Annotated in this window: 19 protein-coding genes and 1 tRNA gene; 7 read left to right on the forward strand and 13 right to left on the reverse strand. The window is 57.9% G+C overall.

The window, feature by feature from the left end:
- Position 1 precedes the first annotated feature (1 nt).
- Genes LC354_RS15930 through LC354_RS15940 form a run of 3 tightly spaced genes read right to left on the reverse strand, consistent with a single transcriptional unit; the run spans position 2 to position 2636 of the window.
- Positions 2-454, reverse strand: coding sequence for a VOC family protein (locus LC354_RS15930; protein WP_223425510.1), 453 nt, complete (start codon positions 452-454; stop codon positions 2-4).
- Positions 451-1185, reverse strand: a complete 735-nt coding sequence (locus LC354_RS15935) for a FadR/GntR family transcriptional regulator (protein WP_223425512.1) — start codon at positions 1183-1185, stop codon at positions 451-453. The genes LC354_RS15930 and LC354_RS15935 overlap by 4 nt, the downstream gene beginning before the upstream one ends.
- On the reverse strand, positions 1182-2636 hold the full coding sequence (locus tag LC354_RS15940; RefSeq protein ID WP_223425514.1) for an FAD-binding oxidoreductase: 1455 nt from the start codon (positions 2634-2636) through the stop codon (positions 1182-1184). The genes LC354_RS15935 and LC354_RS15940 overlap by 4 nt, the downstream gene beginning before the upstream one ends.
- A 69-nt stretch (positions 2637-2705) precedes the next feature.
- Between LC354_RS15940 and LC354_RS15945 the strand changes: the two genes are divergently transcribed.
- Together LC354_RS15945 and LC354_RS15950 are read left to right on the forward strand one after the other, a co-directional pair.
- Positions 2706-3155 (forward strand): nucleoside deaminase, encoded by a 450-nt coding sequence (locus LC354_RS15945; RefSeq protein ID WP_223425516.1) that lies wholly within the window; start codon positions 2706-2708, stop codon positions 3153-3155.
- A 726-nt stretch (positions 3156-3881) separates the two neighbouring features.
- Positions 3882-4769 carry a cation diffusion facilitator family transporter gene (locus LC354_RS15950; RefSeq protein WP_223425518.1) on the forward strand — a complete coding sequence of 296 codons (888 nt, stop codon included), beginning with the start codon at positions 3882-3884 and terminating at the stop codon, positions 4767-4769.
- Between the two features lie 204 nt (positions 4770-4973).
- Here the strand turns inward: LC354_RS15950 and LC354_RS15955 are convergent, their stop codons facing one another.
- From LC354_RS15955 to LC354_RS15985, 7 genes are all read right to left on the reverse strand, one after another.
- Positions 4974-5357, reverse strand: coding sequence for a hypothetical protein (locus tag LC354_RS15955; RefSeq protein WP_223425520.1), 384 nt, complete (start codon positions 5355-5357; stop codon positions 4974-4976).
- Positions 5358-5582: 225 nt separating this feature from the next.
- Positions 5583-5759 (reverse strand): hypothetical protein, encoded by a 177-nt coding sequence (locus LC354_RS15960; RefSeq protein WP_223425521.1) that lies wholly within the window; start codon positions 5757-5759, stop codon positions 5583-5585.
- A gap of 281 nt (positions 5760-6040) precedes the next feature.
- Positions 6041-7447, reverse strand: coding sequence for a hypothetical protein (locus LC354_RS15965; RefSeq protein ID WP_223425524.1), 1407 nt, complete (start codon positions 7445-7447; stop codon positions 6041-6043).
- Positions 7444-8154, reverse strand: a complete 711-nt coding sequence (locus LC354_RS15970; RefSeq protein WP_223425526.1) for a hypothetical protein — start codon at positions 8152-8154, stop codon at positions 7444-7446. The genes LC354_RS15965 and LC354_RS15970 overlap by 4 nt, the downstream gene beginning before the upstream one ends.
- Positions 8151-8321: a helix-turn-helix domain-containing protein gene (locus LC354_RS15975; RefSeq protein ID WP_223425527.1), complete on the reverse strand. Its 171-nt coding sequence runs from the start codon at positions 8319-8321 to the stop codon at positions 8151-8153. Before LC354_RS15975 ends, LC354_RS15970 begins: the two co-directional genes overlap by 4 nt.
- Positions 8322-8593: 272 nt before the next feature.
- Positions 8594-8680 (reverse strand) — tRNA-Leu (locus LC354_RS15980).
- 133 nt (positions 8681-8813) lie between these two features.
- Positions 8814-10199 (reverse strand): peptidoglycan-binding domain-containing protein, encoded by a 1386-nt coding sequence (locus tag LC354_RS15985; RefSeq protein WP_223425529.1) that lies wholly within the window; start codon positions 10197-10199, stop codon positions 8814-8816.
- Between the two features lie 156 nt (positions 10200-10355).
- On the opposite strand from LC354_RS15985, the gene LC354_RS15990 reads away from it, so the two are divergent.
- The 4 genes from LC354_RS15990 to LC354_RS16005 all read left to right on the forward strand — a co-directional run bounded on the left by LC354_RS15990 (position 10356) and on the right by LC354_RS16005 (position 14837).
- The gene (locus LC354_RS15990; protein WP_223425531.1) at positions 10356-11030 is read left to right on the forward strand and encodes a DsbA family oxidoreductase; all 675 of its coding nucleotides are present in this window, start codon (positions 10356-10358) and stop codon (positions 11028-11030) included.
- A 5-nt stretch (positions 11031-11035) separates the two neighbouring features.
- On the forward strand, positions 11036-11704 hold the full coding sequence (gene lipB, locus LC354_RS15995; protein WP_223425537.1) for a lipoyl(octanoyl) transferase LipB: 669 nt from the start codon (positions 11036-11038) through the stop codon (positions 11702-11704).
- A gap of 440 nt (positions 11705-12144) precedes the next feature.
- On the forward strand, positions 12145-13818 hold the full coding sequence (gene ctaD / locus LC354_RS16000) for a cytochrome c oxidase subunit I (RefSeq protein WP_223425543.1): 1674 nt from the start codon (positions 12145-12147) through the stop codon (positions 13816-13818).
- Positions 13819-14351: 533 nt separating this feature from the next.
- Complete coding sequence (locus LC354_RS16005; RefSeq protein ID WP_223425559.1) at positions 14352-14837, forward strand: DUF2244 domain-containing protein; 486 nt, start codon at positions 14352-14354, stop codon at positions 14835-14837.
- A gap of 74 nt (positions 14838-14911) precedes the next feature.
- Here LC354_RS16005 and LC354_RS16010 read toward each other — a convergent pair whose 3' ends face one another.
- Both LC354_RS16010 and LC354_RS16015 read right to left on the reverse strand, forming a co-directional pair.
- Positions 14912-16123, reverse strand: a complete 1212-nt coding sequence (locus tag LC354_RS16010; RefSeq protein WP_223425549.1) for a UbiH/UbiF family hydroxylase — start codon at positions 16121-16123, stop codon at positions 14912-14914.
- A 63-nt stretch (positions 16124-16186) separates the two neighbouring features.
- Entirely contained in the window at positions 16187-16834 is a 648-nt protein-coding gene (locus LC354_RS16015; protein ID WP_223425555.1) for a pyrimidine 5'-nucleotidase, read from the reverse strand.
- 113 nt (positions 16835-16947) lie between these two features.
- On the opposite strand from LC354_RS16015, the gene LC354_RS16020 reads away from it, so the two are divergent.
- A complete protein-coding gene (locus tag LC354_RS16020; RefSeq protein WP_223425557.1) occupies positions 16948-17592 on the forward strand; it encodes a GntR family transcriptional regulator in 645 nt (214 codons plus the stop codon).
- Here the strand turns inward: LC354_RS16020 and LC354_RS16025 are convergent.
- The coding region (locus tag LC354_RS16025; protein WP_399203721.1) for a glycosyltransferase at positions 17543-18250 on the reverse strand (708 nt) is incomplete at its 5' end. The genes LC354_RS16020 and LC354_RS16025 overlap by 50 nt on opposite strands.

Raw genomic sequence — 18250 nt, forward strand, 5'->3', positions numbered from 1 at the left:
CTTACTCTCCTTCTTTTTCGTGCTTTTGGGGGTTGTGATAATCGCCCGGTCCCCCACCCAACCAGGCATAAAGCTCCCAGACGGTGCCGTCCGGGTCGTAGAAATAGGCGCACCGGGCATTCCACATGAAATCATCAGGTGGTCCCTGAAAAGGCACGTCGCGGGCGCTGAGTTCGGCGTAAAGCCGGTCCACTTCTGCCGGACTGGGCAATTCAATGGCGACGCAAGCCTTGTGGCCTGCGCGCGCGGGGCGGTCGGGCACACCAGTGTGTTGGCTGATATGACCGATTTCCCAAGCCGCAAGGATCACGCCGGGCATCTCGAAATCGGCAAACCCCTCGGCACGGCGGCGCAGAGTGAGATCCAGTTTTTCCGTATAGAATGCCACCGTGCGCTCAATGTCTTCGACCAGCAGGCAGATATCGGTGATGTGCTTTAGCGCTCCAAGGCTCATTCGGTTTCTCCGTTCAGATAGTCAGGAAGTTTGGCCCCCGCGCGCAGGCCCGAGTGCAGGATATGTCGGCGCATCGCGTCACGCGCCTGTGCTTCATCGGCGTTCTTCAAGGCGGCAAGGATTGCCTCGTGCTCCGCAACAGTTTCGTCCACCACCACATCAATCGGTTGCGCGCGACGGGCCAGATAAATCGTGTCCCGGATCTGTCCGGCAATATAGGCCGTGAACATCAGGATATACGCGTTGCCCGTGGCCCGGCTGATTTCACGGTGAAACTCCAGATCGGCGGCGACAGAATCGTCACGGGTCCGTTCTTGCCCTTGCATCCGGGCAAGGGCTTCGGACAGAACGCTCAGCCCGTCGGGGCCAATGCGCGTTGCTGCAAGTCCGGCGGCTTCGGTCTCCAGAATGGCACGCAACTCAAACAGTTCACCCAGATCGGACGCCTGCCCAAGGCGCAGCGGATCAAGCCGGATCACCTTGCTGTCTTCGGGTGCCAGCGCAAAAGCCCCCGCCCCCTGCCGCACATACACAAGTCCGTCCGCGCGCAGTTGTGACAACGCCTCGCGCACCACATTGCGGCTGACGCCCAGTTCATTGGCCAGATCATTTTCCGTGGGCAAGCGGCTTTGTGGCGCGATCTGACCCAGCCTGATTTGGCGGCTGAGATGGTCGGCGACACGCGCCGCCAATGGCTCGGATGCGCCGATAGTTTTTGCGGGCCGTTTCATAGCTTGGCATCCTCGCGCACCAAAAGGCATCCCGGGTTCATCATCGTGTCCGGGTCAAAAGCGCCCTTGATGCGCGACAGCAGGTTATGCCGTGCGGGCATCGTCTCGTGGAACCAACCCGCCTTTGTGCGCCCAATGCCGTGTTCGGCCGAAAACGACCCACCCCGTTCAAGGATGATGTCAAAAATCCGTTGTTCGATTTGCTTTCCGATTTCGCGCGCTTGCGTTTCCACCATGGTTTCAAGGGGCAATGCGTTGAAATGCAGATTTCCGTCACCCATGTGCCCATAGGATTGAGCGATCCAATCCGGAAATTCCGCCGCCAGCATGGTTTCAAGTGCTGATACCGCGTCCGGCAGTTGCCCAAGCCGCAAGGACACGTCGCTGCGCACATGATACCCGCGCCGGGAATGGCCTTCGACCAGCCCTTCGCGCAAGGCCCAGAGACGCTGCACCTGCCTGTCGGATTTGGCGACAACCGCATCCGCCGCAATGCCTTGTTCAAGTGCTGCCGAAAGCGCGTTTTCCAGCATGTCGTCGAGCGGCAGGTCCAGAGCGGAGCCCAGTTGCACCAGCACATGCACCGGTGCATCCAACGGCGGAACGAGTGTTGGATCAACAAACTTTGCCAAAGGCAGGCAGGCCGCAGACATAACCTCGAATGCGGATAGAACCTCATGAGCGGTGCCGCGCAAATGCCGCAACATGGCCAAGGCATCGCCAAAGGATGCGCACCCCACATAGGCAGTCGCCGCAGATTGCCATTGCGGCGAAATCCGCAGACAGGCCTTTGTGATGATGCCAAACGCGCCCTCCCCACCGATGGCAAGGCGAAGCGGATCAGGGCCACGGTTGTCCTTGTGCAAACCGCTGATCGAGGAAACGATACTGCCATCAGCAAGCACCATTTCCAGCCCCATGACATGAGCGCCCATCATGCCATGACGCAGAACACGCACGCCGCCAGCATTGGTCGAGATAAGTCCGCCGATCTGCGCACTGCCTTGTGATCCGATTGCGACCCCAAACTGCTGACCCTGCTCTTTCAGCGTGGCTTGCAGCGTTTCCAACACCACCCCGGCCTCAACCGTGCAAGACAGGTTGTCGGTATCCACGTCGCAGATCCGGTTCAGGCGTTGCGTGGACAGGATGATGCAATCCGTGTCGTCATGCTGCGCCCCAGCGACAAGCCCGGTATGGCCGCCCTGCGGTACGATCGCCACGCCCGCTTCTGCACAAAGCCTGCACACCTGCGATACGTCCTGCGCAGTGGCCGGGCGGATAACCGCCATGCAGCGGCCTGTCCGGTCTTTGGCCCAATCCTGCGTGAAGGCGTGACTGATCTCATCTCCGGTCAGAATGCCGCTGGGGCCAAGCAGCTTGGCCAGCTCTTTCTGGACGGTATGTTCCCCAGCCGCATATGGCGAATCTGAAACCTGAGCTTGCGTCATGAGAAAAGAATTGGTTAATTCATCCCACAAGTAAACAAATAAGTTTTAGACCACTCGAAAGGAGCCACAATGCTGAGCCCCGATGACCAAAGATTTCTGCGCCTCGCCTATGATGAAGCCAAAGGCGGATATGATGAAGGTGGCTGCCCTATCGGAAGTGTCTTGGCCCGTGGCGGAGACCTTGTGGCGCGCGGACGAAACCAACGGGTTCAACAAGGCGATCCAATCGCCCATGGCGAAATGGACTGTTTGCGAAAGGCCGGACGCCAACGCAGCTATTCGGGCACAACACTTTATACGACGCTCAGTCCCTGCATGATGTGCACCGGCACAATCATCCAATTCAAAATCCCCCGCGTGGTGATCGGTGAGGCAGAGAATTTTCCCGGCAATCCGGATTTCCTGCGCGAAAACGGCGTCGACGTCATCCTCGCCAATGATCCTGAATGTATCGACCTGATGCGCCGCTTTATCGCAGAAAAGCCTGACCTGTGGAATGAAGACATCGCCGAAGATTAACGCGCCGGAGGTCTGGTCGAACCTTAATATTTCTGAAAGCCATCCCGATCTCCGGAGTTTAGTCGACCTCAGTGTCACATTGGTGTCGCAAAATACAGCTGACGAAGATCGACTTCAGAACCTGCCCAAGCTGCATTTTTGTTGGTCGATACCGGCAGAAAGCCGTCGTTGCAGAAGGTGCATCAGTAGTGCACTTTGTTCTGCGACCTACTGGTTCGATCTGCTTGCAGCGAAAGGGTGGTTTAGATTTGATCGCGGATTGCAATGCCTGCTTCGGTGATGTGCGCGGCACAGCAACCGGAAATTTGCTGCATGTGCTAAGCGATGCTGCAACAGCAAGGGCGAAAAATTCAAGGTCGGCTCCGTCCCGCCCTCAGTGAGTTCAGGCACAGCGCAGCGAACGGCCTAGCGACCCGGACCGGCCAATCGTGTCCAGCGCGGCGAAGGTGCTGGGAGAGCCCAGACTCACCGATGCTGCGTGATGCATGGATGTCTGCTTGCACGAGAGAGCCAAAAACCTTCGAAAACTGGTTAGGTTTTGAACGGAATTTGTGGCAGCCAATAATGATGCGTTTTACGCCCCTGCCAGAAACGAGAGTTTTGGGAGCATCCCAGCTATAGAAATATAGATTAACTTGAACATGACTTTCACTCGCAAAGTCAGCGGCTTGCACCACTGTATCGCGCAGTCTAACTGCCGTGATCAGGACTGGAGGAACGGCCAACATGACCACTATCAAGCTTGCAATTGGCAATATTTTCGTCGGCTTTGCTGTCTTGGGATTGAAAGCCCTTGCCTACTGGATAACTGGTTCGGTCGCACTTTTATCAGATGCACTCGAAAGCACGGTCAATGTCGCAACAGCGTTCGCCGCGCTCGTCGCGATCCATATCGCGGCGAAACCCGCTGATGCCAATCACCCCTACGGCCATCACAAAGCAGAATTCTTCAGTGCTGTCCTCGAAGGTGTAATGATCATCGTTGCCGCACTGCTTATTTTTCGCGAAGCCTACCACGGCTTCATGCAGCCAGTCATGCTTGATGCCCCAGTAGAAGGGCTTCTTGTGAACATGACGGCAACAGTCATAAACGGACTGTGGGCTTGGATGCTGATCACACGTGGACGAGCACAGAAATCACCGGCTTTGGTAGCCGATGGAAAACACCTGATTACGGATGTTCTTACCTCTGTCGGGGTTGCCGCTGGCGTTATTCTTGCTGTTGCAACAGGATGGTGGATACTGGATCCGGCACTGGCGGCGCTCGTGGCCATCAACATCCTCTGGTCAGGTTCGAAAATCGTCAAAGAGTCCCTGAGCGGTCTTATGGATGAGGCCGTCTCAGCGCAGACACTTGACGCGATCCGTAATGTTATCGCGTCACAATTGGATGGCGCAATGCAAGCGCACGATCTTCGGACACGGCACGCAGGCGCGGCAATATTTATTGATTTCCATCTGGTCGTGCCCGGTGAAACGACTGTCTTTCAAGCTCATGAAATCTGTGACCGGATAGAGGAGTCTTTGAAAGATCACTTGGATGGCGCCAAGGTTACAATCCATGTCGAACCTGAACACAAGTTAAAGCATTTAGGAGCGATAATTCCGGATTGAAGATGCAGTTTTATTGCCGTGCTACAAATGTCGGTGTGGCCCCAAAAGGGACATTCTCAATGTTCCAAAAATCACCGTTTATTAAGCAGTTTACTGAAAGCCGACAGTCGAGCTTTTTGAGTGGGGGTCCGCTCTGTCCGCATCTTACCAGTTCATGCAATGCGCAGCGAATGACCGCTTGAAGTCAATCAGCCACAACTAAGGCTAACTGCTCGACGCATTCATTTCGACGATCTCAGCATCGATAATTGATTTCTGTGCTTTCCGTTCAGGCAACTGATCAGCCATCCACGCCAGTTGTTCAGATATTGACTTGGGTTTCGCTGCCAGCCCAATCGTTCCACCGTGCCGATGATCGACCGACACGCTTTCAATCTTACCGTAGGCGCGCTCCTGCGCGGTCGTTGCCAGCAGGATTTGCTCCCTCGGCTTCATCCAGCCTTTCGGTCCCCAGGCGCTGTCATCCGACAAAAGCTGGTCCATGCGACGGACAGCCAGTTCGCCGTTGGCGCGGATAGCTTCGCGGACCTCTTGCGGCATCGGCGGCCTGCCCGAAGGGTTCCCGGAAAATCCTTTTTGGAATGTCATCTTCTCCTCCTGTAACTCGGCTGTTAGCAAGCCTGTTCGATTACCGCTTCACACGCGCGAGGTTGGCGTGCGTACGTGGAAATGCCCGCCCCTGAAGCTGGTAGCGCGATCTAGCTTTGGTTTTCATGAAACACGAAAGAACGCCTGCAATCAACAGCTATACTATTTTTGCTATTTAATTACAGTGTATTACACTTCCCCCGCCGCGCTCGATTTCGTACATGCTCAAAACTGCGGTCTTTGTCTTCGGATTTCCGTCAACAACCGCTCATACATCATTTTCAGCAGCGTGGCCTCCTGCAGGCGGGCCTGCGCGACCCTCCTGAGTTGGTAGCAGGCGATCAACTCGTCGATGGTCACCCACTCGGCGTGGCCGTTAATCTTCACTTCGTATTCTTCCATTTTCTTCTCCTTGGCTGCGCGACCCCATCTGGCGGGGCTATTATCAGCGGGCTATTATCAGCGGGGTTGTGGGGGATGGGGACGGGGCGACTAGTAGGGAGAAAAAGAGGGCCAAAAGGCGGGTTTTTGGTTAAAAACGCGTTACTGTGTCTACTTATCCCCCTGCCCCCCCTCTCCTCTAAGAGTATTGTTTCTATTGATTAAAACGCTTTTTAGGGGTGGGGACGAAGGGGGACGTCTTTCAAAGGCGTCCCCCGACACCTGTCCCCACCGTCCCCCAACTACCCGCCTTTTGGCCCTCCCCCCCGCCGATAAAACCGCCTTTTATTAGACCGCTGTTGGGGCCCCGCCTCTGGTGACCAGTCCACCACCTCAAGCCACCCCGCCTCGAACAGCGCCTCCATCTCGTCGGTCACATCTCGGCGGCGACGCCCCCGCCCCTTGAGGTTGTCGGCCAGCATACGCCCCGGCACCCACCCGTCGCCCGGTCGGCGCACGTCGGCTGGCATCTTCTGGTCCAGGCGCACACAGGCGTCGAGGATGGCCTGCTGCATTTTCTCCCGCTCGTTGAGGTTGGCCACGGTGTCGCCCATTGCTCCCTCGGCCCATTTGATCGCGCCGAAGATCAAGTCTCTGGCGTACTGGACGTGTTTGAGCGGTACGGTTTCGGGCAGCGGGCCGACCATGGCGGCGTCCGCCACTGACATGATACCCGCCAGTCGCAGGGTCTGCTCGAAGGCGCGGACCCACATGAAGGGCATGCCCTCGTCGCCCTGCATACGCTGATCCGCTTCGGAGCGTATTTCTTTCAACCGCGCCGTTGTCACCTCGTCGCAGGTGATGAGGCCCGACCGGGCGATCAGCGCCTTCCGATCCTCTTCGGTCGCCTCGAACCCCTCGCGCATGACCCGACCCACGAGGTCGAGGCCCTCGCCACTGAGCGGACCGCGTTTGAGGTTCTCGCACATCTTGACCAGCGGCTCCGGCAGATCTTCGTGGACGATGTCCTCGAAGTCTTTCAGGTCCGCCATCGTGCCGGGTATGACGAGCAGCCGGTTCAGCGTCCCATCCTCCCCGTCTGCGCCTTCCAGCGCCTCCAGGTATCGCACCGCTGTCGAGGTGAAGAGGCAGTTGACGAACGGCTTCGGCACCGCCGGTTTATTCTGCTTGCTGTTGGCGTAGTTGTGCGCCGACAGTTCCGACCGCGCCAGCCCGTAGAGGCGCATCAGCATGGTTATAACGCGGTTCTGGTGGCTCCCCTTATCCTCCCGCATCGTCGCCAGATACCGCCCAAACTCGTCGATGTTCAACAGCAGGTTGGGGCGGCTCGTCAGCGTCTCGTGCAGGGCCACGTCGGACGCGATGGTGTCGTAGCTGCGCGATCCGGTCTCGGTGGTCAGGGATCGCGCAATACCACGCGCCGCCTCCTTGCCGGTCCCGGTGGGGGCCAGCAGCAGGACGTAGAGGTTCAGCGGCGTTTTCTGCCCGCCCAGCGCCACGACCCAGCGGTTGCCTGTGGCGACCGCCAGGCCTGCTATGGCGCCCGCCAGAGCGGGCCACCGTGTGTCGCGCTGCGCACTGCGGTAGGCCGCGTCGGTAACGGCCCCCAGAGCGCCCGAAGGGTGCGCCAGACGCCCCTCCAGACCATCGTCCTCGTCGGCTGTTTCCTTGATGATGTAAACGCTCATGGGTAGTCTTGCTCTGGTCTTGGGGTGTATTGGCGCTCTGGCTCGAACAGCCACGGGCGGTGGACATGCATGGTGTCGCCAAACTGTTGGTAGGCCGCGTCGTAGCTGAGTTGATAGTCCACGGCGTGGCGCGCCGCCTCAAAGCACTCTTTCGATGGGTAGAACGCGCCGGTATGCACGCCGCGCAGCAGATCGACTTTGATGTACGCCGCGCGCGCCAGCGTGAACTCGCTCTCCTCGGCTGTGACGCACCCAATGGTGACGTACAGCATCTGCATACAGAAGAAGTAGTAGAGCTCCGCCGTGGTTAGAAACTGGACCGGCAGCTCTCCCACGGTGGGTCTCAGCCGCCATATGACCTTGCCCGTGTCGGTGGTGAACTCGTCGATGTAGTGCCCGCCAGGTTCGTCACATCGCGTGTCCGTCACTCTGACGGGGGCGATGTAGATGGGTTGCGGCTTGGCCGCATCTAGTGTATTACGTCCCATAGTATATTTTCCTGCATTGAAGTTGCCCGGTGTCAGCACAACAGCCGGGTTTTTACTGCTCAACCTCACGGGGGGCGGCCTGTAACGGGCGGCCTTTCTTTGTTCTGTGTAGTCGGTGACCAACATGCCGAAGTGCCTGCGCGAATAGCGGACCTGTTCCGACCCCCACGCCTTCAGCCGCGCCTTATAGCGTCGCCACGCCTCGGTGAGGGTCATCATGCCGCGTCTTCTTCGATCATCTCTGGGAGGTAGCGGATACACTGGCGGCTGATGCGTTTGAAAACCGGCCCTTTGCCAAGCCGACGCCAACGCTTCAATGTCTCAGTGGATACCTTCAGTTCTGCCGCCTTCTCTTCAGGCGTGAGCAGTTCGATTTTTACGGCCATCTTGCAGCCTCCTCTAAACGGGAGACCGACGCACACAGCAGACAAGCCTCCCTTGGGTTAAGGGAAACTGAACAGGTCGATCCAACTAGCGGAGCACATGGTCCTGCGTTGGGGAGAGTTCAGGTGGGCTTGTCTCTGTTTTTGTTGCCCTGAGACGGTAATTGGCTGCGGAAACAATATATGCACACGGCGCACGTGCGGTCAAGTGCGGGCCATAGTGGGGGCCAGACTTGAAGTATTCCGTTATATATCAGTGACTTAGGTCATAAAAATGGTGCGGCCGGCGAGACTCGAACTCGCACGAGTGTTACCTCACAGCGACCTCAACGCTGCGCGTCTACCAATTCCGCCACGGCCGCACGCCTTGACTTGGTGAACGGTCTTTAGCCCTGAAAGACCGGGATGCCAAGAGGCCTTTTCAAAGAAAAACCGGGGCCCGTAACCGGACCCCGGAGCAAGTCGAACCAATGGCCCGACCCGTTGTGTGCCGACTTAGTCGCTAACGATACCGAAAGTTGGCAAGGATGCAGGTTGTGGCTGTGCCTGCGCAGGCGTAGCGCCGCCCGTTTCCATGCCGAGCGACATCGACGCTTTACGCAGCAATTCCGTCCGCTCCGGTTGTCCCGGTGCAAAAACGGCAGGCGCGCCCGCATCGATTGCCTTCAACGATTCTGCGTACCAGACCCGGGCAGCATCGACTTGGCGTGTGGTCCCAAATCCCTGCGCCAGATGGTGGCCCATCAATTCACCATAGACGTGATCACCCGCAGCATAGAGCATCAGAGCCGAGCCAAGGGCCACGTCCATATCATCGATACGATATCCAACACCCATGCAAATCTGAGCCGTCCCTTTCAACTGCGCAGGCGGCATACCTGTCTGGGGAATGAAAGCTGCGACATCGCGCGTCACTTCCGCTTCCGACTTTGCAGACAGTGACGCAACGTAAGGTTGCATGGCCGGGCCGAACTGCTTGCACTGATCGACGATCTGAGCGGGCGTAAAGCCTTGGACCTTGGCGATCAGATTTTCGCTGTTGGAGATCGCATAGGTTCGGGCCAGACAGAATTGCTCGTTCAGGGCGGCATTCGGATCGGTCATCGCAGCTACGGTTGTAAAGCCACCATTGGTATTGGTCAGCAGCGATACAGTGTTGCAATGCGCTGTCAGAGACGGACCCGAACCGTTGCCCATGAAGTTGGGAAGACCCACCGGAGCGGCGGGTGCAGGTGCCGCGGGCGCAGGCGCCGCTGCTGCGAAGGTCGCGATGGCCGCGGGCGGGGTTGCCGCAACAGGTGCGGACGGTGCCGCCGCAACGACAGACGGGGCCGCGACCGGTGGCGCGAATGTTGTTGGTGCGGGCGCAACCACGACCGTCGTGCCGGGTGCGGGTGCAGGTGTCTGGCCCGCCATTTCAGCGCGATACTGTTTCAGGAGCCCCCGTGTTCCGTCAGGATTCGCTGCAACCAGTTGGTTGGTGGCATATCCACCAGCTTGCGCGCGGTTGTGTGACGTGACGAGCAGGTTCTGCTCGAACGGCGTCAACTGCCCCGTCACCGGATATCCGAGATAGGCCTGATAGGATGAAATCGCATCGCGCGACCGCCGACCCAGTTGCCCGTCAACCGTGCCAGCATTGAAGCCGAAATAATTGAGCGATGACTGAATCTGGCGCCCTTCCTGCGTCGATGGAAGCCGCGGCGCAACATAGCGGCGTGTGGTCGTACGTTGCCGTTGATTGTTCCTGACGATTGCACTCCCAATCGCTCCGACCGCTACACCCCCAACGAAATCACCAATGTCTGCCTCGGACCTTTCCGCAGGCACAACGGCCAGCGAAAGCGCCAAAACAGAGGCTGTAATTGACTTGGAAAACATAAAAAACCCTCCGAAATATGCGAATACCCTAACATTTCCTGCGGATTCGCCAAACTTTTTTACGCCAATTGCACGCGCAATTCGAAGCAACCTTGAAAATCCGGGCGCAACGGATGATTTATGTGGCTCACTGCGCTGCTTCGGAAAGGTCAGCTTATGACACATGACACTCAATCAGCAACGCAAGGCCCCGTCGTTCAGGTCGATATTGTCTCGGATATCATGTGTCCATGGTGCATTATCGGCTTTAAGCAGCTCGAACAGGCGCTTTCCGCAACCGGCACGGGTGCACGCATTCGCTGGCATCCGTTTGAGTTGAACCCTGGCATGCCCGCGGAAGGTCAAAATCTGACGGAGCACATCATCGAGAAATATGGCTCAACACCAGAACAATCGGCGAAAAATCGGTCCCAGATGCACGCATTGGGCGAAGGTCTTGGATTTACGTTCAATTTTTCGGCCGATAGCCGAATCGTCAACAGCTTTGCCGCGCATCAATTGCTGGATTTTGCCTTGGGCCAGGGTCTTCAGCATCCCCTGAAACTGGCATTGTTCGAGGCGCATTTCACTGACGACAAGGATGTCTCCGATACGGATACGCTGCTTGATGTGGCCGCCTCTGTCGGGCTTGACCGCGCGGCGTGCCAGCAGATTCTCGAAACGGGCGCACTGGCCGCAACGGTCCGGGAAAAACAGCAGTTCTGGACGTCGCGCGGCATCTCCGGCGTGCCCTCAATGGTGTTCGGCGGCAAATATCTTGTGACTGGCGCACAGGGCGCTGAAAACTACGCGCAGCTTTTGCAAAAAGTCATCCGCGAAGACGCGGCCTGATCGCGATGGTCGAATGGATCATCACACCCGGCTTGACCCAGTATCGCGCCGCAGAGGCGTGGATGGAGGACCGCGCCACAGCCATTGCCGCTGGCGAAGCAGATGAATGTATCTGGCTGCTGGAGCATCCACCGCTTTATACGGCCGGAACGTCCGCCAAAACCGCTGACCTCACAGACCCGGACCGCTTTGAGGTGCATCAGACCCGGCGCGGCGGCCAGTACACCTATCACGGCCCCGGCCAGCGGGTCGCCTATATCATGCTGGATGTGGGCAAGCGCGGCCATGACGTGCGTGCTTTTGTGCACAGTCTTGAGGCTTGGGTGATCGCGACCCTCGATACTTTCAACATCAAGGGCGAGATCCGCGACGGTCGCGTCGGTGTCTGGGTGACCCGCCCCGAAAAACCGCCCCTGCCCGACGGCAGCCCGGCTGAGGATAAAGTGGCGGCCATCGGCATCCGTTTGCGCAAATGGGTCAGCTTTCACGGTCTGTCGATCAATGTCGAACCGGATCTGACTCATTTTGACGGCATCGTGCCCTGCGGGATCACCGACCATGGCGTGACCAGTCTTGTGGATCTGGGCCTGCCTGTCACCATGGATGATGTGGATGTTGCGCTCAAACGCACATTTGAGGACGTGTTCGGCGAGGTTTCCGCGGAATGCGCCTAGGCCACGCCAACCTGTTTGGAACAACCAAGCACTGTTGTCGATAATACGCTCGCTGAACCGCTCGGATGTCGGGATGAAGGCTGCGCGTGATCACCATCGCATGACACTCGAGGGAGTGCGTTTTTCAAATCGGTTTGCAGAATGTCGCAAATGGATCAGCCGAAACAAATAATGAAAAAAGGGCTGTCCGCCGCCAAAGAGTGGCTTTTTGGCCGCGCACCTTCGTGTGCGGGCGTGCTGCAGACCGCATGACAAGGTCCGTTGACCACGCAAATTCAATGGACCAAAGACAGACAAATGCCGAACACGCGACAATTCATCCCGCTTAACATAGCGATCGCCCATTGATGCAGTCGGTTCAAATCTTTAAAACAGCACGAGAATCCATGCGCGGATGGGAACCCCTCGCATGGCGAAAACACAAACGCAGGAGGCACCGCATGGCCGACGCAGCCATTCACGGGCACGAGCACGAAGACGAACGCGGGTTCTTTACCCGCTGGTTTATGTCCACAAACCACAAAGATATCGGGATTTTGTACCTGGTCGTTTCGGCCCTGGTCGGATTTGTTTCAGTCGCATTCACCGTTTACATGCGCCTCGAGCTTATGGACCCCGGCGTCCAGTACATGTGCATGGAAGGCGCGCGACTGACAGCAGCAGCGGCCGGTGAATGTACTCCCAACGGGCACCTTTGGAATGTTTTGATCACCGGTCACGGCATTCTTATGATGTTCTTTGTTGTTATTCCGGCGCTTTTCGGTGGTTTTGGCAACTACTTCATGCCGTTGCAGATCGGCGCGCCTGACATGGCGTTCCCGCGGATGAACAACCTGTCCTTCTGGATGTATGTCGCAGGGACGACATTGGCGATCTGCTCGGTGCTGACACCGGGCGGCAACGGTCAGCTCGGTTCGGGTGTCGGTTGGGTGCTTTATCCTCCCCTGTCCACCAACGAAGCCGGCATGTCGATGGATCTGGCGATCTTCGCGGTCCACGTTTCGGGCGCAAGCTCGATCCTGGGCGCGATCAACATGATCACCACCTTCCTGAACATGCGGGCCCCTGGGATGACCCTGTTCAAAGTACCGCTGTTCTCGTGGTCGATCTTTGTCACCAGCTGGCTGATCCTGCTGTCCTTGCCTGTTCTGGCGGGCGCAATCACCATGCTTTTGATGGATCGGAACTTCGGGTTTACCTTCTTTGATCCTGCCGGTGGCGGCGATCCGGTACTCTATCAGCACATCCTGTGGTTCTTTGGCCACCCGGAAGTGTACATCATCATCCTGCCCGGATTTGGTATCATCAGCCACGTCATCGCGACCTTCTCGCGCAAACCGATCTTCGGCTACTTGCCGATGGTCTGGGCGATCATTGCGATCGGTGTTCTGGGCTTCGTCGTCTGGGCACACCATATGTACACGGTGGGCATGTCGCTGAACCAGCAGGCCTATTTCATGCTGGCGACCATGGTGATTGCGGTACCAACCGGGGTAAAGGTCTTCAGCTGGATCGCAACGATGTGGGGCGGTTCGGTCGAGATGAAAACACCGATGCTCTGGGCGTTCGGCTTCCTGTTCCTGTTCACCGTTGGTGGCGTGACAGGCATCGTTCTCAGCCAGGCTGCTGTGGACCGCTACTATCACGACACCTACTATGTGGTGGCGCACTTTCACTACGTGATGTCGCTGGGTGCCGTGTTCGCGATCTTTGCGGGGGTCTACTTCTACTTCCCCAAAATGACCGGCCGCATGTATCCTGAATGGGCGGGCAAACTGCACTTCTGGATGATGTTCATCGGTGCGAACCTGACGTTCTTCCCGCAGCACTTTCTGGGTCGTCAAGGCATGCCGCGTCGGTATATCGACTACCCTGAAGCGTTTGCCTACTGGAACGAATGGTCCTCTTGGGGTGCCTTCCTGAGCTTTGCGTCCTTCCTGTTCTTCTTCGGTATCATCGCATGGTCGCTTTTGCGCGGTGCCAAGTCGACCGAAGCGAATCCGTGGAACGAATATGCGGACACCTTGGAATGGACCCTGCCCAGCCCGCCACCAGAGCACACCTTTGAAATCCTGCCAAAACAGGAAGACTGGGACAAGAAACACGCGCATTAGATGCGCTGTGATTGAAGAATTGAAAAGGCCCGGATCGCGATCCGGGCTTTTTTACTTTGAAGGTGCTGCCGGTCCACTATCACTGTCAGAGGGTCATAAAGGGAAAACATGCGTTGACCAAAGAACCTTGCTTGTCGAAGCGTCAGCTTCAACAGTGCACCGTATTCCCACCGACAAAGCGACGCCGTTTGACCAGCGCGCTTTGCGCCTCAAAATGTGACGGATAACACAGAATCATCGCGATGAAATCGAACCCGATCCTTTGCCAAAGCAGCCGACATTCCCCTCCGCACCGTACTCCAATCGTAAAGCGACAGACATTTTCCTTTCAGATATTTTGGAGGGTTTCAGCCAGTAAGCGGGCAATACAGTGGCGTAGCTCTATCTGGTGCAGCACCATTGCTCTAAAAGAGGCACTGTCCCTTTCATCTTGCCAGATAAACTCCGGGGTTTGGGGCAGAGCCCCAATGCAGGACACCCCTCCGCGACAACCTGCCCTTAGACAGTTTCAGATCAAGGTTTATAACATCACCATGCCCTATCGGTGGACCACACAAACAGACGCACCAACACAAGAGCTCAAACTTTGGCCACATAACTCGTTGCCACAGCAGGGAATGGCGGCCTTTGTTCTGGCCACGTTCACGCTTATCCTGATTCCCGCCCTGCCACTTCTGGGCAGCGTCGTGCTCTGGGGCTTGCTCCCTTTCCTGCTGCTGGCAGTATGGGGGATATATTTCGCACTCCGGCGCAATCGACGATCACGCCAGATCCTTGAAGTACTGACGCTAGACGCAGAGGAAACGCACCTGACGCGCACGGATGCGAACGGAAAGGTGCGGGAGTGGGAGTGCAATCGCTATTGGACGCAGGTGACCAAATACGAGGATCAGGGACCAGTGCCGCATTACGTGACCCTCAAAGGCAAGGGCCGTGAGGTCGAAATCGGCTCTTTCCTCAGTGAAGAAGAACGGATCGCGCTTTTTGAAGATTTACAGCGCGCGTTGCGGCACGCGTAGTTCATTCACAACACCAGGCAACGCAGAACAAACCGATCCCGTAAGGCGGAGGCATCCTCCGCCATGCCAGTGTTTCAGCCCGCTTTTCGGATACCGAGCCCAAGTCGCATCAAAGTCTGCCGCACCGGCTTCACCTCGTGCAGGGCCTTCAATCCAAAAGCGCGGGCATCCCGCAGCAGTGGCGATTTCGCCTGACTGGTGCGATTGAGCAGGTCAATTCCGGTGACGCGCATGCGGATATCGCCAATGCGCGCTTTATGGTAGGCCTCCAGCATCGCGGCATCGCCCAGCGTGTCGGGCTGTGCCGTGGCGAGATCCAGCAAACTGCGCGTGTCGGCGAGGCTCATGTTCAACCCTTGAGCACCGATGGGCGGCACCACATGCGCCGCTTCGGCCAGCAGGGCCAGACGTACGCCGTTCAACCGTTCGGCCCTTTGGCTGATAATGGGCCAGATCGTGCGGTTCGATGCGAGCGTGAGCGGACCAAACAAATGACAGCTGCGTGCGGTCATCTCTGCCTCAAACGCTTCTTTCTCCATCGTGTATCGCGCGACGCTCAGCGGACCATCGTCCATCCAGACCACGGCCGAGGATGGCACACCTTCATGATCAGACAAAGGCACAAGCGTAAACGGCCCGCCGGTCTTGTGAATTTCTGTCGAGACATTTTCATGCGGGATCGGATGGGTGACCGCAAAGGCCAGTGCTTTTTGACCATAACGGCTGGTATGGACACCGATCCCGGACGCTTCGCGCATTGGCGAATTGCGCCCGTCCGCTGCAATTACCAGCCTGGCGCTGATCTGGCTGCCATCGGTCAGCCCGACTCGGGCTTCGGCCGTGCGCGTGAACAGGCTTTGCGTGCCTGTCCCGGGTCGAAAGTCCACGTTCGGCAGGGCATTCAGTCGCGCCACCATCTCGCGGCGCAAACGCCAGTTGGGCAGGTTCCACCCGAAGGGCAGATCGGACACGTCGGAGGCTTTGAATTCCTTGATGTCGCGGGGCGTGCCTTCCGGGCCGCCTGCATCCACGATCCGCATGACATCCAGCGCAGAGGCATGGGGCATCAATGCGTCCCATAGCCCGGCGGCCTCGAGCAGATCGCGCGCCGGTTGCAGCATGGCTGTAGTACGCATATCCGCGCCCTCTGCCTCCCGCTCTGTGACGGGCAGCGCCGGATCAACGCAAATGACGTCAAAACCCGCCGAGCCAAAGGCCGCCGCTGCGGTCAGCCCTGCAATGCCGCCTCCGGAAATCAGAATGTCACATGATGTTGCGTTGGCCATGATCGCTCTCCTTCATATCCCAACATAATCCACTGGCCGCGAAGGCCAAAGCGTCATCCTGTCCTACCCTTGAAGGCGGTTTAGAAAATGGCTCAGATTGTCGGTGTGGTGGTGGATGTGATCTGCCGCATGCGGGTCATCTGCCACATGCACTGTCTTCATTCCCATGGCGTGAGGGACGGACAGATTGCGCGGGTCGTCCTCGAACATCGCCCCTTCGCGCGGATCCAGCTGGTCGCGCGCAAAGATACGGTCAAAGGCCTGCGCTTCGGGCTTCGGCAGAAAATCTGCATCCTCGACGCCGTATACCGCATCGAACAGGTTCGACAGGCCGCGCGCCGCCAACACGCGTTCAGCATAGGGTGCGCAGCCATTGGTGTAGACGATCCGCCGCCCCGGCAAAGACCGGATGCGCGCGGCCAGGTCAGGGTCCGGTGTCAGGTGATCCAGCGAAATGTCATGCACGTCGTCCAGATAGGGGGCCGGGTCGATCTGATGCTCTCGCATCAACCCCGCCAGCGTGGTACCGTGCGTTTCCCAATAATGCACGCGCAACCGGTTCGCTTCGGCATGATCAACACCCAATATGGTCATGACATAGGCCGTCATTCGCACTTCGATCTGATCAAAGAGCCGTGCGGCCGGGTGATAGAGCGTGTTGTCGAGGTCAAAGACCCACGCCCGAACATGTGAAAAGTCTGATGCTGGCATGACACCAGCAGTAAGGCCGCGATTGTGCGCCTGCAAGTGCTTGGGGTTGCGCGCCGTTGCCGCAGCACCCTAGAGTAGCGTATTGAACGATACGCGAGGCCCCGATGGCATCCATGCGACCCCAACAAACCGACGCCTATTCCATGATTCTGGAAGCGATTGATATCGGGACCTATCGCCCCGGCGACCGGCTGGTTGAAAGTGAATTGGCGGAACGATTTGGCGTGTCGCGAACGCCGGTGCGCGAAGCCTTGCAACGGCTTGAAACGCAATCGCTTCTGGCACGTGACGGACGTAGCCTGATCGTGGCGTCGCTGGATCACAACCAGATGTCCGAGCTTTATGTCGTGCGTCGTGAACTGGAAGGGTTGGCCGCGTCCTTGGCTGCGCGCCATGCAACCGATGAAGAGGTGCGCATTTTGCGCGAAATGGTCGAAGAGGATAACGCGCTGATCGGGGACCCGGCTGCCCTGTCACGCACCAACCGCCGGTTTCACAAGCAAATCCATCTGGCGTCGCACAACCGCTATCTGGTTCAGCAGCTTGATCTGGTACACCGGACGATGGCGTTGATGGCGACGACGTCGTTGGCAGCCGTGGGGCGGACCCAGATCGCCCAGGCAGAACATGACAAGATCGTTTCAGCAATCGAAGCCAAGGACGAAGCAGCGGCGGGACAGGCGCTGCGCGATCACATCTCGGTCGCGTTCATGACCCGTCTGAAGCAGGATGCGAACACCCGTAAGGAAGAAGGTTAGGGCGCAATCCGTGCTGGGTCTTGTCCCAGTAAAACGGGTTGAGCGCCAACTCATAAAGCGCCTTGTAACTCGCCAGTGCTCCAAGAATGAAATAGATCGGCATCGTGAAAACCCACGGGATCAGATGGCGGCGTTCCCTGGCCGACACAGCAAATAAACTGATAAGCAGCCCGACGATCTCGCTGGTGATCACCAGCACCACGATGGGCAGGATCACCCCTGCCCCGAGTGTTTGAATGACCGGATGCGGAATCCCGACAGCCGGGAGCCAGAAACTCCACAAAAGTGGCAGTGACGCGAATTGCAGCACGGTGGCCAGGAACATGGCCTGTATCCCCATGAACCGCCACCAGCCAAGATCCTTGAGCAACTCTGAGGGGCGGCGCATGTGTACGCAATACGTGATCAGGAATCCTTTGAGCCAACGCGAGCGTTGCTTGACCCAAGGCCAGGCATGGCAATTTGCCTCTTCATAGGTCACGGTCGGCAAAAGCTCTGTCCTGTAGCCTCGACGTGCCAGCCTGCAGCGCGACAAACAAGATGAGAATCCAGCGTCAATCAGGATGAGAACGCGGGGGTTGGGCGTCGCAGGGAGGGCGTAGCCCGACTGGAGAGGCCCAACCCCCGCGTTTCGCCCAAATTGGGCGGGTCTGACGGT

Source organism: Tateyamaria pelophila (assembly GCF_019966495.1).
GTDB classification, from domain to species: Bacteria; Pseudomonadota; Alphaproteobacteria; order Rhodobacterales; family Rhodobacteraceae; genus Tateyamaria; species Tateyamaria pelophila.